Consider the following 15454-nt stretch of genomic DNA (forward strand, 5'->3'; position numbering starts at 1 on the left):
ACTTCCTTTCAACCCACCAACCCAGGAGAATTAGAATTGTATGTGGTCGCCATATTGGGCGCGCAAACCCTCCCAGGCTTCTACCTGTCCTGGTTCATATTCTCCGGGTTTTCCCCATTGTAAAAAAGCACTTAAAGCTGGTTGATTTTCAGCATCTAAAAACCGAATCGCATAGGTAGTAAAATTCCCGCGCTTCGCTTCTCCCGTCTCAAATTTAACCGCTTTAATTTGGTCAATATTTAGGTGGAATTCAAACAAATCGCTGTGCATATTAGCATACATTCCTTTCGGAAGTTCTGCATAAAATAGCTTTTGAATTTTCCCCTTAACTTCCAGAACAGCAGCACTACTGGTCACAATTAAGCGCAAAGTTCCCAAACTTTCGCAAGACTCTAACAACTCTTTTAAATCAGCCATAGTTATTCTCAGCTATTACCTATCCAGTAATAGTCATTTATTTTTCATGTCGTTCATAGGCGGCGACAATGCGCTGAACCAGAGGATTCCGCACCACATCCGCCTGAGAAAACTCACAGAAAGCTATCCCTTCAATATTTTGCAGAATCTTGAGGGCAACTGTCAACCCCGAAGATTGATTTAGTGGTAGATCCGTCTGGGTAATATCACCCGTTACCACCATGCGCGATCGCGACCCTAAACGAGTCAGCACCATTTTCATTTGTCCGGGAGTCGTATTTTGCGCCTCATCAAGGATGATAAAGGAATTATTGAGAGTGCGTCCCCGCATATAAGCAATAGGCGCAACTTCAATCACTCCCCTTTCCATCAAATTAGCTGCTTTTTCTGGGTCTACCAACTCATAAATCGCATCATAAAGAGGTCGCAAATAGGGATTAACCTTTTGCTGCAAATCTCCCGGAAGGAAGCCTAGACGTTCCCCCGCTTCCACCGCTGGACGGGTAAGAATTAACCTTTCGTATTGGTCAGAAAGTAACGCCTGAAGCGCGATAATTGCTGCTAGATAAGTTTTACCAGTTCCCGCTGGTCCAATGCAAAAAGTTAAATCATGGGTGCGGATAGCTTGGATATATTGTCGCTGACGGAAAGTTTTAGCGCGTATATCCTGACCTCGGCGAGTTCTCGCTAAAACATCCTGCTGAAGTTCCCGCAGATTAGCTTCTTGGTGGGTATTAATAGCATGACGTGCGGTTAGAATATCGGGGTCTGTGATAGTTTTACCATTTTCCCAAAAAGGTTTGAGGGATTCTATCAAAACTCGGCACAATTCTACCTGTTTAGTCGTACCACTAATCAGCAAATCTTGACCCCGCAAAACTATCTGAGTTCCAGTTTGTTTAGACAGGGTTTTGAGATTATCTTCTTGATAACCCCCTAAAGCGATCGCACTTTCGATAGTAGGTAACTGAATCGTCAGTCGCTCAGTCATTCACGTAAAACTCCTGGGAGGGTTGGAAGCTCCGTGATTTATCGCGGAGAGGAAAACCGACTCAAGCAGCTTTAGCCGCCAGCACCCCCTTGCGGGGTGGAGGGGTATGGTTGCCCCTCCATGGAGCTATGGTTGGCTCCGACTCCCTTGCGGGGTAATGTTTGCTTCGCCAATGTTCAGAGTCGGTACTATCCAAATCGCACGTCCTTAACCCCTTAGAGATGTTTAACGATTCGGTTCTAGGGCCTGGAACTAGCACGCATTCCAGGGTAGGAACTTTAACTCTTGCTCTGAACGTAGCCAGTTAAGGCTATAGCTGGTCAGCTACCTGAAAGGGGGGCACGAAGCCCCTGTGCTTCAGCCGGGGGTGCTGACCAAACATCATCTATACACCAGACAAATACAGGACAATCAATCAGGAAAGCGACAGACAGGCGTTCCTTGCGTCGCTTTCCTTAGCAACAGAAAACTATCCGTCTCTATGAATTGGTCCCCTAGGGGTAGATGGACGAGTTGGGCGGCTGGTACGTTTCGGAGACGGACGGTTTGCTGAAGCCCGAGGCGGACGACCTGGGGTAGGACTGTCTTCGTAAATATCTAAATACACCGATTCCCCCGCCACTCTAGCGATCGCAGATAGAACATTACGAATCGCCTGGATATTATGTCCCGAACGACCATAAACACGGCCCTTATCTTCCGCCTCAAAAGCCAATCTCACCCAAATTTTGCGGTGAGCTGGCGATCGCTCACAATCAACCCGCAGCGCCTCTGGCGACCCCAAAAACGGGCTAATTAAGAATCGTGCCAACTCCCCATAATTAGGATTGGCTGACAGGTTCTGGGATACTGGGTTCAGCGATGACTCCGGACTTGAGTTGTTCAAATACATTGGCTTTTTGCAGGATGTTACGCACAGTTCTAGTAGGTTGAGCCCCTTGTTTCAGCCGTCGAATAATAGCCGGGGTATCCAATCTAGTTTCATCCGTTCTGGGGTTATAAAAACCCAACTCTTCCAGAGGACGACCTTCACGACGCGACAGACTATCCATCGCCACAATCCGATAACTAGCTTCTCGTTTCTTACCGTAACGTTTCAATCTCAGTTTGATCATTTGGTTTTAATCAACTCTCCTTATGAATTTTAAGCTATTGTAGCAGTCTAGGACAGACTGACCAGCAAATCCGCCTCTCAATGGGGTAACTTAGTATTATAGCATTCCCAGAACCCGACAAAAGTCAACTCCCACAGTTAAAGCTGACCGAAACCCTTTTTCTTTTTGGCTTTCTTTTTCTTCTTCTTGCCGCCAGCCATACCCGGCATTCCCATACCCGGCATTCCCATACCCGGCATTCCCATACCCGGAAACTGACCCTTACCCATTTGTTGCATCAAGCTCCGCATCCGCTGAAAATCGCTCACCAAACGCATCACATCCTTTTCCGCATATCCAGCCCCTTTAGCCACCCGCTTACGTCTTGAGGGCGAATTTGACAGCAACTCAGGATTCTTCCGCTCCTCAATGGTCATAGAATTAATCATAGCCTCCGAGCGTTTAAGCTGGCTTTCCCCCGCGTCCAACTGCTCCTGAGAGATTTTATTCATCCCGGGAATGAGTTTAACCAACCCCCCCAAAGACCCCATATTTTTCATCAACCGGGTCTGCTTGAGAAAATCCGTGAAGTCAAACTTAGCCTCTAAAATCTTCTCCTGCATCTTCTCAGCATCGGCGATATCAAACTCTTCCTGAGCCTTTTCCACCAATGTGAGGATGTCACCCATACCCAAAATTCTGGATGCCATACGTTCCGGGTAAAAAGGTTGTAGGGCTTCTACCTTTTCCCCGACCCCGACAAACTTAATCGGAGCGCCGGAAACTCGCCGAATTGACAGAGCCGCGCCGCCGCGACTATCCCCGTCCATTTTAGTGAGGATAGCACCAGTAATGCCAATTCGGTCATTAAAGGTCTGAGTCAGGGTAGCTGCTTCCTGACCCGTCATGGCATCAACTACTAACAAGGTCTCGTGAGGTTGAACCGTCTCCTTTATTTGAGCCAGTTCCGCCATCATATTCTGGTCAATTTGTAACCGACCAGCCGTATCAATGATAATTGTATCAATACCCTGGGCTTTGCCGTACTCAATACCCTGGCGAGCAATTTCTACCGGGTCGGCATCTTTCCCTAACTCGAATACGGGAACATTTATCTGTTTCCCCAGAGTCATTAACTGGTCAATAGCTGCTGGTCGGTAAACGTCCGTAGCTACTAACAGGCTGCTGCGATTCTCTTTTTGTAGGTGCAAGGCTAACTTAGCGGAAGCTGTGGTTTTACCAGTACCCTGCAAACCTGCCATTAACACGATGGTTGGTGGTTGTTGGGCTTCAGCCAGGGGAACATTGCTTTCCCCCATGACTTTCACTAACTCATCGTGAACAATTTTGATAAACTGTTGACCGGGTTTCACGCCGGATACTACTTGCGAACCCTGGGCTTGAACGCCAACCTCTTTGATAAAATCTTTAACTACCATCAGGTTAACGTCGGCTTCCAATAGGGCGCGACGAACTTCTTTCAGAGCTTCCTGGATATTGGATTCTGTAATTTTGTCCTGACCCCGGAGTTTTTTCCAGGCGGACTCTAAACGTTCAGAAAGGGCATCGAACATAAATAATAATGCTTTAGTGAAAGGTTCTGGCTGCTATAATTTTGGCCATGGGGCGATCGCATTTTACCACAGCAACCTAACGAAAAATGTCTCCCTCCCCGAACGCACCTCCAATCAGGCGAGTAATTGGGCAGGATATCCGGTTAAGGCTATGGCGGGCGATCGCATTTAATGCCGTATTTTTGGCAAAAACTCCCCGGGTAGGATTCGAACCTACGACCAATCGGTTAACAGCCGACCGCTCTACCACTGAGCTACCGAGGAAAGTGGGTTGTGGTTGTCTTAGCCACAGTTAACTATAGTAACCCAGTGGTAAAATTTTGTCAAGCATTTTGCTCAAATTTATTTTAGCCCCATCCGTAACTGATCCAAACGCCTTTGAGACTCAGGATCTAGGGAACTGTCAAGAAAGCGACTCCTCGATCGCTTAGGAGTTTGGTGGCGACGTTGGCGCTGTCGATTAGAAGCCTCAACCGCTTCGGATAACTGCATTGCAGACATCCATTCTGCACCGTAGCCCATCACAGTTAACTGTTGTGCGCGGTCTGAGGTAGCCACCAGCAACCGTCGCCGTGATAGTCGCAACTTATGACACAGGGAGGCACACATTTTTTCTATATAAGTGTCAGCAGTTTGACCATAACCTGTATAGTGAATCAACAGATTACGACTGATCTTTTCACTGACACCGGGAGTATTCTGATAGTGAGCATCGAAGACAATGCGAGCATCGAGACCTTCAAAAGCACTGTAGTTAATCAGAGTTTCGATCAGATGTCGCCGGGCTGACTCCATGCTTTCCCCGTCGCGCTTTTGTTGTAAACGGGGCCAGATTCCGATGATGTTATAACCGTCTACAAACAGGACGGCATTGGTTAAAGGGCGTGACATGATTTATTACTGCAAAGCTCATATTGAACAGTGGACAATTTTTGCTTAGTTTCAATAATGGCATTTTTTTCGTTAGGTAGGATGAAAAAATCAAGGTCCAAAATCTAGGTTTGATGATTTTGCATCAATCGCCGTTTCAGGGGTTCAGGGTTTCCCTGAGCCACCACACGGCCGTTTTCCAACAAAAAAGCACCATCGCTGTAGTCAAGTTCATCGAGGCGGTGTGTCACCCAGAGGGCGGTAATGCCGCGATTTTTGACTAAATGGCGAACTTGAATAACCAGGTCTCGCTGACTGTCTGGGTCTAGTAGGGCGGTGGGTTCATCGAAAAGTAGGACTTCACAATGTCTAGCGATCGCACCGGCGATCGCAATCCGTTGTTTTTGTCCTCCGCTGAGGGCATAAATAGGGCGGCGCTGCAATTCCAGCAATTTCACCGCCGCCAAAGCATCCTCAACCCGTCGCCTAACTTCCACTAGGGGGAGGCGATCTTCCACCAAACCAAAGGCCACATCTGCCCCCACAGTAGGCATAACCAATTGGTGATCAGGATTTTGGAAGACAAACCCCACCCGTCCCTTAATGTTAATCTCACCGGACTGGGACTCCAGCAGTCCAGTTAGTAGCCGCAACAGAGTTGATTTCCCGCTGCCATTCGTACCAAGTAACATCCAAAATTCCCCGGCGGGGACGGCTAGGGAACAAGAAGTCAGGACTCTAGCACCTCCCGACCATTGAAAGTTCAGGTTTTTGACTTCAATAGCCGGTAGGGGTGTTTGGGGTTGGGCAGATTGGCTCATTGTGTTAAGGCTACAAATCCCGGAGATCTACCTGTAGCTGTGGTCCCAGATTTTTCGGAAATCTGCACAGCCGAAATTTCGCTGCTGAGGACAGCTACTTTTTTATCGGTCATTTTCTCGCAGGTTAACTCCAACAGTTGCCCATGGTCCGAACGCATCATGTCTAGTACCTGGTTATAGACCCCCATAGCGTCCTCTTGGGTCTTTCTTTGTACCGATAGGGGAACCGGGACATATTTCACGATGATGTCAATGGTGAACATAGAAAAGTCTTAAAAAAAGGTTAAGTTTAACACCGACTCTCACCAGTATGTCAGATATCGGCACTGTCTGGTTAACATCGCAGCCCTTAAATCCCAATCTCTGAGGCGATCGCATCACTTCTGGGGCTTCCGGCTGACCCCCACTAGGACCCTCGCGATTAATTTTATTCTGAGACTTGCCAATCTGAGAATTTATGTTTATACTGTTAAGATAGGTAAAGAAAAGTTAACGGCATCGATCATATCCCTAACTTTCTGTTAAGAACGGGAAGCTAGATTTTAAAATAGAGTGCAGTTGGCTGATTTACTGGAAATCATAATTTATTCGGAGATTTGGGTTTATGACAATAGCAGTCGAACGCCCTCAAGTCACCAGAGGATGGTTTGATGTCCTCGATGACTGGCTGAAGCGTGATCGCTTTGTATTCGTAGGATGGTCTGGTATCCTGCTTTTCCCCTGTGCCTATCTATCTATCGGCGGATGGCTCACCGGAACTACCTTTGTTACCTCTTGGTACACTCACGGACTCGCCAGTTCCTACCTCGAAGGCTGCAACTTCCTGACCGCTGCAGTCAGCACCCCCGCCAACAGTTTGGGTCACTCCCTGCTGTTCCTGTGGGGTCCCGAAGCTCAGTGGGACTTTACCCGCTGGTGTCAATTAGGGGGTTTATGGGCTTTTGTAGCTCTACACGGAGCTTTCGCGCTAATTGGGTTCTGCCTGCGTCAGTTAGAAATCGCCCGCTTAGTTGGCATTCGTCCTTATAATGCGATCGCTTTCACCGGTCCTATTGCCGTGTTCGTGAGCGTATTCTTAATGTACCCCTTGGGTCAATCTGGATGGTTCTTTGCTCCCAGCTTTGGTGTAGCAGGCATCTTCCGGTTTATCCTATTCTTCCAAGGATTCCACAACTGGACGCTCAACCCCTTCCACATGATGGGAGTTGCCGGCATCCTGGGTGGTGCGCTACTCTGTGCTATTCACGGTGCTACAGTAGAAAACACCCTGTTTGAAGACGGAGAAGGATCTAACACCTTCCGTGCTTTTGAACCCACCCAAGCCGAAGAAACCTACTCCATGGTGACAGCTAACCGCTTCTGGTCCCAGATTTTCGGTATTGCTTTTTCCAACAAACGCTGGTTACACTTCTTCATGCTGTTTGTTCCTGTAACAGGGCTGTGGATGTGTTCCATCGGTGTAGTAGGTCTAGCTTTGAACCTGCGTGCTTATGACTTCGTGTCACAAGAATTGCGCGCGGCAGAAGATCCTGAGTTTGAAACCTTCTATACTAAGAACATTCTACTTAACGAAGGTATTCGCGCTTGGATGGCTCCAGCCGATCAACCTCACCAAAACTTTGTATTCCCCGAAGAAGTTCTACCTCGCGGTAACGCTCTGTAATCTGGGACTACTCACATAACCACCAATTAACCCCCTTTCCTCAACGGATTGGGGGTTTTGGTTTGATTTTGATTTTATGGGTTCAAAAGGCTTCTGATGGTTTCGATCCGATCGCGATTAACTCCCAAATCTGACTCTCCGAGTCGGGATGCCGATCGCACTTGAATCACCCCCGCCTCATCATCCAAATAAAATTCTACATCATCCACAAAGCCCATAATCGCCGAGGTAAATTCGGCATTAAGATAATGGTCATCCGCCGTCACGATTTTGGCGTTATCCATACTCTCCACCACTTGTTTGATTTGAGCGAATGCCTCCTCCCCAGAGGTGGAATAGGTGAAAGGTTCGATATAGTGAACCCCGTCCTGGCTTTGGGTGGAAACGCAGTTAGGGGAAGCAGGACAATCGGAAAGATAGCCGTCGTGTACTCCTAGGTTATCCGGTCGCTTTCCTGAGAAGGAAAACAGACTCCCTAGGACGCTGGGATGGGTAGGCGCAGCCACCGCGACGGTTTCCCCCCCAAAATATCCAACCAGTCCCAACCATAAGGCGATCGCCATCGGTAGTAATTTCTTGTGCAAGAATCTTAGGGGCGAAATCTGCATATATATAACTCTCCCGTTCAATTGATTGATATCGATACTTCCCCGATTCTATCCCAGGAGGCGATCGCCCTGTAGCGCGACGGGGGAGGAATAGGTAATCATAGAAGCCGGGAGTTTCAACCTCATCCTGCCGGAACTAACCGAGTCACTTTTAGGCGAAAATTTCCGCCTCTTCTTTCCCCAAAGGCGCGAACTCTCACAATATAATCCCCTCCCTCCATAATGCGAGCAAACAGGAGAGAGTTGGTTGTCCCGTCCGGGCCGTCGTCATTTTCTGCGATCGCTATACCATCATCCGATAACAACACCACCACAGTATCAAATTCATCCGACATCAGCTCAATCATCACTTGTTCATTGCTTGGGAGACGGACGCGATAATCCCGTAAAAAGCCGCCATCTCCTATGGGAATATCTCGTTCCGAGAGGATGTCCTCTACCACCTCACCCGGAACGATGGAAATGGGTTGATACATGACCTGTTGCGCTTGTAGCGGACCTGTTGCCAGTGCTAATGTACAAGCCGTGAGACTCGCCAGTAAACTTGAAGACCAAGAGGAAATAGACAGGTTTTTCATAGAGTTTAGAGTTACCGTGAAAATGAAACCCTTTTATGAGAATCTGTGCCTGGCGCGCTGAAAACCTTTCCCGTAGCGACAAACCTCGCCCTATGACTCCCTGACCGAAAACTAGAAACCAACCATTAACCCGGTTTTTGCCTCGCCCGGAATATATATATGGCGGCACACTTTCCCATGGTGTTATATTACGTCAAATTTCCCCGGAAGTCAAGCCCCCATCCCCAAAAATTTCCGCACCCGTCAACGCCATCTCTAGCCTGCATAAAAAACCCCTGCCAGAATCGATAGAACATTGTTAGCATAATTAGTGAGATAAGATATCTGGGAGGCATTGGGAAGATGGCAACAACCTTAGCACAGGTGGCGGGTTTTCTGGATAACCGCCGATGGCACTACCACAGCGACACCGACCGAAATCGCATCATTACTGGGGTACAGTCCGAACAGGTCGAGAATTTCACGATTGTCATTCAACTACAGGAAGACGGGGAATATTTAGCCCTGTTTGCGCCGCAACTCTTGAACCTGAAAAACCATGTATATAAAGGCGTGGCATTTCAGACAAGCCTTCCTGTTGAGCCATCTTCTCAAAATATTCGATCACCTCAATTCCCAGAGAAATAGTGACTTGTTTTTTTAAGGGTTCCGCAAAAGGATTGGGTCTCCTTTTCATTTGGGAAAGCGGATATTCCGGTTCCATGAGTTTATCTCCGATATTCTTGGCTATGCGGTGCGTCAGGTGACGCACCCTACGAGGGTGATAATTATTAATTATTAATTGTAGGGGCGGGTTCTGCGGTCAAATTTCCCTCCCAACGAGGATATTAATAAACCCGCCCCCAAACCCGTCGCCGTCAACGGTCAATTTTCCCTCTCCCACGGCTGAGAAACCCGGTTTCTTTGAGAAACCGGGTTTCTTGATTTCGGCGGTCAAACCCCGGTTTTTTCAACAGGACTATGCGGTGCGTCAGGTGACGCACCCTACGAGGGTGATAATTATTAATTATTAATTGTAGGGGCGGGTTCTGCGGTCAAATTTCCCTCCCAACGAGGATATTAATAAACCCGCCCCCAAACCCGTCGCCGTCAACGGTCAATTTTCCCTCTCCCACGGCTGAGAAACCCGGTTTCTTTGAGAAACCGGGTTTCTTGATTTCGGCGGTCAAACCCCGGTTTTTTCAACAGGACTATGCGGTGCGTCAGGTGACGCACCCTACGAGGGTGATAATTATTAATTATTAATTGTAGGGGCGGGTTCTGCGGTCAAATTTCCCTCCCAACGAGGATATTAATAAACCCGCCCCCAAACCCGTCGCCGTCAACGGTTGATAAACCGCGTTTTCAACAGGACTATGCGGTGCGTCAGATGACACACCCTACGGTTGCTGAGAAACCGGGTTTCTTGATTTCGGCGGTCAAACCCCGGTTTTTTCAACAGGACTATGCGGTGCGTCAGGTGACGCACCCTACGAGGGTGATAATTATTAATTATTAATTGTAGGGGCGGGTTCTGCGGTCAAATTTCCCTCCCAACGAGGATATTAATAAACCCGCCCCCAAACCCGTCGCCGTCAACGGTTGATAAACCGCGTTTTCAACAGGACTATGCGGTGCGTCAGATGACACACCCTACGGTTGCTGAGAAACCGGGTTTCTTGATTTCGGCGGTCAAACCCCGGTTTTTTCAACAGGACTATGCGGTGCGTCAGGTGACGCACCCTATGAGGGTGATAATTATTAATTATTAATTGTAGGGGCGGGTTCTGCGGTCAAATTTCCCTCCCAACGAGGATATTAATAAACCCGCCCCCAAACCCGTCGCCGTCAACGGTTGATAAACCGCGTTTTCAACAGGACTATGCGGTGCGTCAGATGACACACCCTACGGTTGCTGAGAAACCGGGTTTCTTGATTTCGGCGGTCAAACCCCGGTTTTTTCAACAGGACTATGCGGTGCGTCAGGTGACGCACCCTATGAGGGTGATAATTATTAATTATTAATTGTAGGGGCGGGTTCTGCGGTCAAATTTCCCTCCCAACGAGGATATTAATAAACCCGCCCCCAAACCCGTCGCCGTCAACGGTCAATTTTCCCTCTCCCACGGCTGAGAAACCCGGTTTCTCAAAGAAACCGGGTTTCTTGATTTCGGCGGTCAAACCCCGGTTTTTTCAACAGGACCATGCGGTGCGTCAGGTGACGCACCCTATGAGGGTGATAATTATTAATTATTAATTGTAGGGGCGGGTTCTGCGGTCAAATTTCCCTCCCAACGAGGATATTAATAAACCCGCCCCCAAACCCGTCGCCGTCAACGGTTGATAAACCGCGTTTTCAACAGGACTATGCGGTGCGTCAGATGACACACCCTACGGTTGCTGAGAAACCGGGTTTCTTGATTTCGGCGGTCAAACCCCGGTTTTTTCAACAGGACTATGCGGTGCGTCAGGTGACGCACCCTACGAGGGTGATAATTATTAATTATTAATTGTAGGGGCGGGTTCTGCGGTCAAATTTCCCTCCCAACGAGGATATTAATAAACCCGCCCCCAAACCCGTCGCCGTCAACGGTCAATTTTCCCTCTCCCACGGCTGAGAAACCCGGTTTCTTTGAGAAACCGGGTTTCTTGATTTCGGCGGTCAAACCCCGGTTTTTTCAACAGGACTATGCGGTGCGTCAGGTGACGCACCCTACGAGGGTGATAATTATTAATTATTAATTGTAGGGGCGGGTTCTGCGGTCAAATTTCCCTCCCAACGAGGATATTAATAAACCCGCCCCCAAACCCGTCGCCGTCAACGGTTGATAAACCGCGTTTTCAACAGGACTATGCGGTGCGTCAGATGACACACCCTACGGCTACTGAGAAACCGGGTTTCTTGATTTCGGCGGTTAAACCCCGGTTTTTTCAACAGGACTATGCGGTGCGTCAGGTGACGCACCCTACGGCTACTGAGAAACCGGGTTTCTTGATTTCGGCGGTTAAACCCCGGTTTTTAATTAGCCGTTTACCCGATGGGTTATCCCCCACAGGCATATATATGCGCCCACCTTTTCCCATGCTATTATGATATGTCAAGTCCTCCTCAAAGTCAACCCCTAATTAGGAGAAATTTTGGGGGGATTAAGAAGATTATGGAAAGTGCGATCGCACTGGGGGAAATGTGGGATAATCTCAGGAGGTCTACCGAGTTGATAAATCTGGCAATGACACGAGATTCTAAATGTCCCGATAAGGAAGTAAAAGAGATTTTGCGCCGATCGCTAAAAACCTAATCGGTGAAAGAACGTAAACGCCTACGACGGGAGGCGATGCGAATGATGATGGCTGCACCGGAACACTGTTTTTGGAAGGGAGAACCGCCACAATATCGCGATGATTTGATATATATTGAAGCGACGGCGGCGGCTTGGGATTATATCGATCGCAAAATTCATGGAAATGTCCGGGGTGGCGAAGTTTATGACCCCGATATTGACAACGCTGCTAGTCCCTTCACTCTCTGGAATATTCGCTGCAAATGGGCATATCAAGACATCCTGAAAAAACGCAGACAGTTAATCGATGATCATCCCCCCACACCAGACCCGGAAACACCTTACAATATTGAAAATGAACCGCAGCCGTCGGTAGATATTCCTCGGTTACAACGCATTCGCCGAGAAATTGAAAATGACCCAACGGGGGAGTTAAGGAGTTCTTTTGTACGCAAAACCCCACCGCCGCCGATTACGGTTCAAGATGCTTTATTGTTCATTTATGATTGCGTGTCTCGCGGTGAAAAATACACCCTAAAATTGGTGGCGGAACATTTTAAGATCCCGCCGGGTGTCGTCAACTCTGCTTGGAGTCGCACCATCAGTCCCCTGTTGAAAAAAATGGGCGATCGCCTATCTCAGGAACTAGATTTAGATGATGGGGATATTTACCCTGAAACAAGCTGTTAACCAGAGGATTATTTAAGCATCATGAACACTCAAGAATTATTCGGTCAACTGATTCCGATACCCCCGCAAATCACCGATTATTTACAAAGGGTTTCCCGTGACATTGAACCCTCCCAATTTCCAGAGATTGCGGAAAGAGCGATCGCTGTTTGGGTGGTGCATCGATATCTAAAAAGGTTCGATTATCAATCGGATTTCCGCAGCAGTAGCGCCTGGAATATCGCCGCCCAGGTTTTGACGGATTGGGGGGATTTGGAAATCTGGGAAGAAGGGGAAAGTTTGGGCATTGTGGAATGTATCCCCCTCCCAGCGAATGCCGAAAGTTTGGAGATTCCCGAAGGTGCCGTAATAAGCGATCGCATAGCCTATATTGCAGTAGAAATTAACCCGCCCCAAACCTGGGGAAAAATTGTCGGATTTACCCCCACCCTAGAAATAGAAGACCCGGAATTGAGTATCGATCGCGAAGACCTGTTAGAATGCGATCGACTGTTGGATTTATTGGAACTCGCCGAACCCCTCGCCGACCCGTCCCGATTTGCCGAATTAGAGTCCTATTGGTCGGGTTTGGGTGAATGGTCTGCGGAAGCACGCCAAGCAGTTGTCGCCCAACTGGAAAGAGCCTTATTATTGGAAACCATGGAACCCCTACAAGTGGAGTCCGCCGCCCAGGAAGTAGAAGCGTTAATCGCCCAATCTGTAGCCGAGTCAGCGCGAGAATTGGCAGTGCGAGAAAATGCCGAAGATGAGTCTCGCCAAGAACTGCGATCGATTTTGCGGCGGTTATTCGAGTCATTGCGGGGAGCAGAAGATTAATCACCAGCCCCCCTACCCCCAAGGGATGGCAAGGCTCTAGGAGCCTCCTGGGGCTTGTTGGTGGCGATCGCGGTTGAGGGTGCAACCTGCCCCTGCATAAAAAATCACGATTTCCCAGTTAGTTATCTAGGGGGGTTCTCCCCAAATATAACTATCGAATTGCAGGCACAATCATGGAACATATAGCCAACATTCTGCCCAACGTGATTCCCCATATCAACACCGCCCAAAACGGCTTATATCCCCTGGTAGAAAATGCGATCTTCACCTCTGCTATCAGCCTAGACCGCCTACCCTACGCCGTCCGCTGGCACATTCCGGCTAAGAAATATTCCCAGGCGAAAGGCTGGCTGGAAGAACTGACCCGACCCGCCGGAGGCCACAACGCCACCTTTTCCCATGGCAATTGGTGGAGTCCGGTCACCAAAACTTGGGTGAAAGAACCGATAGTTTTGGTAAAATCTTACATGACGGCTGCGGTTTTGGATCAACACCTAGGGGCAATGCTGCGGGGTTCTTATCGCATGGGTCGCACACTGGGAGAAGAAGCGATCGCTTTGGAAATTCTCAGCCATAACATCATGCTAGTCATTCCCACAGATACTCGGATCTCCCCTTGACTCCCGACGGCTGTCGCCCGTCATTCTCCCGTAGAGAAGCAGAAGCCCGCACCTATCCTAACGGGTGGGTGTCGGGAATATGTCATGGTATACCAATTTTGATAAAATGAGAACTATAGACCGACAGTGAAACCGGAACCAGATACCATGGCTAAAACCGTTGCCGATGTAATGACCCCTAATCCCCTTGTGATTAGTCCTGATGCGCCCCTGGCTGATGCGATCGCCCTACTAGCCCAGAACCGAATTGGAGGGCTTCCCGTGATGGATAACACGGGTAAATTGGTGGGCTTTATCTCAGAAACTGATATTATCTGGCAGCAAAGTGGCGTGACCCCACCAGCCTACATCACTATTCTCGACAGTGTGATTTATCTGGAAAATCCCTCTCGCTACGAAAAAGAACTACATAAAGCCCTAGGTCAAACCGTGGGAGACGTGATGAGTAACGGACCCATGATCACCATTAAACCAGATTGCTCTCTGTCAGAAGCAGCCCGGTTGATGAACCAAAAACAAGTGCATCGGCTGCCAGTTTTGGATGGATCCAAAAAATTAATCGGTATTTTGACCTGTGGGGATATTATCCGAGTCATGGCTATGGGTACTGATGACGACTAAAGCACATCGGTTTCCCCAGTTGTTGTGAGTTTTCTCTCATCGCCGAATAAGATGGGAATAGTCCTTAAAGGTTAGTTCTCCCCCTAGGGTGAGAGTCGCCCCGGACCTTAACCGACAGCAACTGCTTAACTGTTTAACCAAAATGACTATTACTCCAGAGTCCATTATGCAACAACTGAGTTCGGAAAATCTTGGCGATCGCTTACGGGCAGTTAACCAAATCCGTCAACTCGAAAAAAATATCGGCTTTCAACTCCTGCAAACGGCGATCGCTGACCGAGATACCCGAGTCCGATATGCAGCAGTGAGCCAAATGGCCAGCCTCGGACACCAAGATCGCGATCGGTCTTTAACCCTGTTGCGCGATTGTCTGCTTAATGACCCAGAAGCTGATGTCCAAGCCGCCGCAGCCGATTCCATTGGGGCTTTGAAACTCACAGAAGCCTTTGAAGACCTGCATCAGGTTTACCATAATACCTCTGAATGGTTGGTGCAATTGAGCATTATTGCCGCTTTAGGAGAATTGGGAGATCCGCGCGGCTTTGAACTCCTCCAAGATGGCTTGATTAATGGCAACGAATTGATCCAAACCGTTGCTATCAGCGCTTTGGGAGAATTGGGCGATCGTCAAGCCATACCCCTATTGATATCTCGTGCATCAGACCCAGATTGGCAGATCCGCCACCGCATCGCCCAAGCCTTATCTCGCCTGGGGGGTGAGGAAGTTCAAGAGGTTTTGCAACAATTGGCTACTGATGAAGTTTCCCAAGTCGCCCAAGAAGCACAATCAACACAAAATTCCTAAAATCTGGGTTTCTCAGACGGTGCAAT

Annotated in this window: 20 protein-coding genes, 1 tRNA gene and 1 pseudogene; 11 read left to right on the top strand and 11 right to left on the bottom strand. The window is 48.5% G+C overall.

What is annotated here, in order from left to right; all coding sequences use genetic code 11:
• Positions 1-30 precede the first annotated feature (30 nt).
• Both HFV01_RS20020 and HFV01_RS20025 read right to left on the bottom strand, forming a co-directional pair.
• Entirely contained in the window at positions 31-417 is a 387-nt protein-coding gene (locus HFV01_RS20020; RefSeq protein ID WP_006620984.1) for a ChuX/HutX family heme-like substrate-binding protein, read from the bottom strand.
• 37 nt (positions 418-454) lie between these two features.
• Positions 455-1408 (bottom strand): PhoH family protein, encoded by a 954-nt coding sequence (locus HFV01_RS20025; protein WP_006620985.1) that lies wholly within the window; start codon positions 1406-1408, stop codon positions 455-457.
• Here HFV01_RS20025 and HFV01_RS31020 point away from each other — a divergent pair.
• Positions 1385-1566, top strand: a pseudogene (locus tag HFV01_RS31020) (hypothetical protein). The gene HFV01_RS20025 and the pseudogene HFV01_RS31020 sit on opposite strands and share 24 nt — an antisense overlap.
• Positions 1567-1877: 311 nt before the next feature.
• Here the strand turns inward: HFV01_RS31020 and HFV01_RS20030 are convergent.
• From HFV01_RS20030 to ffh, 3 genes are all read right to left on the bottom strand, one after another.
• Positions 1878-2219 carry a KH domain-containing protein gene (locus HFV01_RS20030; protein ID WP_006620986.1) on the bottom strand — a complete coding sequence of 114 codons (342 nt, stop codon included), beginning with the start codon at positions 2217-2219 and terminating at the stop codon, positions 1878-1880.
• 10 nt (positions 2220-2229) lie between these two features.
• On the bottom strand, positions 2230-2523 hold the full coding sequence (gene rpsP / locus HFV01_RS20035; RefSeq protein WP_008055729.1) for a 30S ribosomal protein S16: 294 nt from the start codon (positions 2521-2523) through the stop codon (positions 2230-2232).
• A 137-nt stretch (positions 2524-2660) separates the two neighbouring features.
• Positions 2661-4076, bottom strand: a complete 1416-nt coding sequence (gene ffh, locus HFV01_RS20040) for a signal recognition particle protein (protein WP_006620988.1) — start codon at positions 4074-4076, stop codon at positions 2661-2663.
• A gap of 16 nt (positions 4077-4092) precedes the next feature.
• On the opposite strand from ffh, the gene HFV01_RS20045 reads away from it, so the two are divergent.
• Positions 4093-4248, top strand: a complete 156-nt coding sequence (locus HFV01_RS20045) for a hypothetical protein (protein WP_006620989.1) — start codon at positions 4093-4095, stop codon at positions 4246-4248.
• A 20-nt stretch (positions 4249-4268) separates the two neighbouring features.
• Here the strand turns inward: HFV01_RS20045 and HFV01_RS20050 are convergent.
• From HFV01_RS20050 to HFV01_RS20065, 4 genes are all read right to left on the bottom strand, one after another.
• A tRNA-Asn gene (locus HFV01_RS20050) sits at positions 4269-4340 on the bottom strand.
• 78 nt (positions 4341-4418) lie between these two features.
• Complete coding sequence (locus HFV01_RS20055) at positions 4419-4967, bottom strand: NYN domain-containing protein (RefSeq protein WP_006620990.1); 549 nt, start codon at positions 4965-4967, stop codon at positions 4419-4421.
• A 104-nt stretch (positions 4968-5071) separates the two neighbouring features.
• The gene (locus HFV01_RS20060; protein WP_006620991.1) at positions 5072-5767 is read right to left on the bottom strand and encodes an energy-coupling factor ABC transporter ATP-binding protein; all 696 of its coding nucleotides are present in this window, start codon (positions 5765-5767) and stop codon (positions 5072-5074) included.
• Positions 5764-6030, bottom strand: a complete 267-nt coding sequence (locus HFV01_RS20065; protein WP_193520332.1) for a UPF0367 protein family — start codon at positions 6028-6030, stop codon at positions 5764-5766. The genes HFV01_RS20060 and HFV01_RS20065 overlap by 4 nt, the downstream gene beginning before the upstream one ends.
• Positions 6031-6371: 341 nt before the next feature.
• Here HFV01_RS20065 and psbD point away from each other — a divergent pair, with 341 nt between their 5' ends.
• Complete coding sequence (gene psbD / locus HFV01_RS20070) at positions 6372-7430, top strand: photosystem II D2 protein (photosystem q(a) protein) (RefSeq protein ID WP_006617906.1); 1059 nt, start codon at positions 6372-6374, stop codon at positions 7428-7430.
• 74 nt (positions 7431-7504) lie between these two features.
• Here psbD and HFV01_RS20075 read toward each other — a convergent pair whose 3' ends face one another.
• Together HFV01_RS20075 and HFV01_RS20080 are read right to left on the bottom strand one after the other, a co-directional pair.
• Positions 7505-8038, bottom strand: a complete 534-nt coding sequence (locus HFV01_RS20075; RefSeq protein ID WP_006670297.1) for a DUF1499 domain-containing protein — start codon at positions 8036-8038, stop codon at positions 7505-7507.
• Between the two features lie 122 nt (positions 8039-8160).
• Positions 8161-8616 carry a hypothetical protein gene (locus tag HFV01_RS20080; protein ID WP_006670298.1) on the bottom strand — a complete coding sequence of 152 codons (456 nt, stop codon included), beginning with the start codon at positions 8614-8616 and terminating at the stop codon, positions 8161-8163.
• 342 nt (positions 8617-8958) lie between these two features.
• Here HFV01_RS20080 and HFV01_RS20085 point away from each other — a divergent pair, with 342 nt between their 5' ends.
• The 8 genes from HFV01_RS20085 (at position 8959) to nblB (ending at position 15428) form a co-directional block, all read left to right on the top strand.
• A complete protein-coding gene (locus HFV01_RS20085; protein WP_193520333.1) occupies positions 8959-9243 on the top strand; it encodes a hypothetical protein in 285 nt (94 codons plus the stop codon).
• A gap of 2218 nt (positions 9244-11461) precedes the next feature.
• Positions 11462-11689, top strand: a complete 228-nt coding sequence (locus HFV01_RS20090; RefSeq protein WP_193520334.1) for a hypothetical protein — start codon at positions 11462-11464, stop codon at positions 11687-11689.
• Position 11690: 1 nt separating this feature from the next.
• On the top strand, positions 11691-11894 hold the full coding sequence (locus tag HFV01_RS20095) for a hypothetical protein (RefSeq protein WP_006620999.1): 204 nt from the start codon (positions 11691-11693) through the stop codon (positions 11892-11894).
• Between the two features lie 3 nt (positions 11895-11897).
• The gene (locus HFV01_RS20100; protein ID WP_193520335.1) at positions 11898-12566 is read left to right on the top strand and encodes a hypothetical protein; all 669 of its coding nucleotides are present in this window, start codon (positions 11898-11900) and stop codon (positions 12564-12566) included.
• A 21-nt stretch (positions 12567-12587) separates the two neighbouring features.
• Positions 12588-13382 (top strand): DUF1822 family protein, encoded by a 795-nt coding sequence (locus HFV01_RS20105; protein WP_008049154.1) that lies wholly within the window; start codon positions 12588-12590, stop codon positions 13380-13382.
• Positions 13383-13555: 173 nt separating this feature from the next.
• Positions 13556-14002: a hypothetical protein gene (locus HFV01_RS20110; protein WP_006621002.1), complete on the top strand. Its 447-nt coding sequence runs from the start codon at positions 13556-13558 to the stop codon at positions 14000-14002.
• Positions 14003-14149: 147 nt separating this feature from the next.
• Positions 14150-14623, top strand: a complete 474-nt coding sequence (locus tag HFV01_RS20115) for a CBS domain-containing protein (RefSeq protein ID WP_006670302.1) — start codon at positions 14150-14152, stop codon at positions 14621-14623.
• A 142-nt stretch (positions 14624-14765) separates the two neighbouring features.
• Positions 14766-15428 carry a phycobilisome degradation protein NblB gene (gene nblB, locus HFV01_RS20120; RefSeq protein ID WP_006670303.1) on the top strand — a complete coding sequence of 221 codons (663 nt, stop codon included), beginning with the start codon at positions 14766-14768 and terminating at the stop codon, positions 15426-15428.
• Positions 15429-15454: the final 26 nt, after the last annotated feature.

The sequence above is a fragment of the Limnospira fusiformis SAG 85.79 genome, from assembly GCF_012516315.1.
Taxonomy (GTDB): domain Bacteria; phylum Cyanobacteriota; class Cyanobacteriia; order Cyanobacteriales; family Microcoleaceae; genus Limnospira; species Limnospira fusiformis.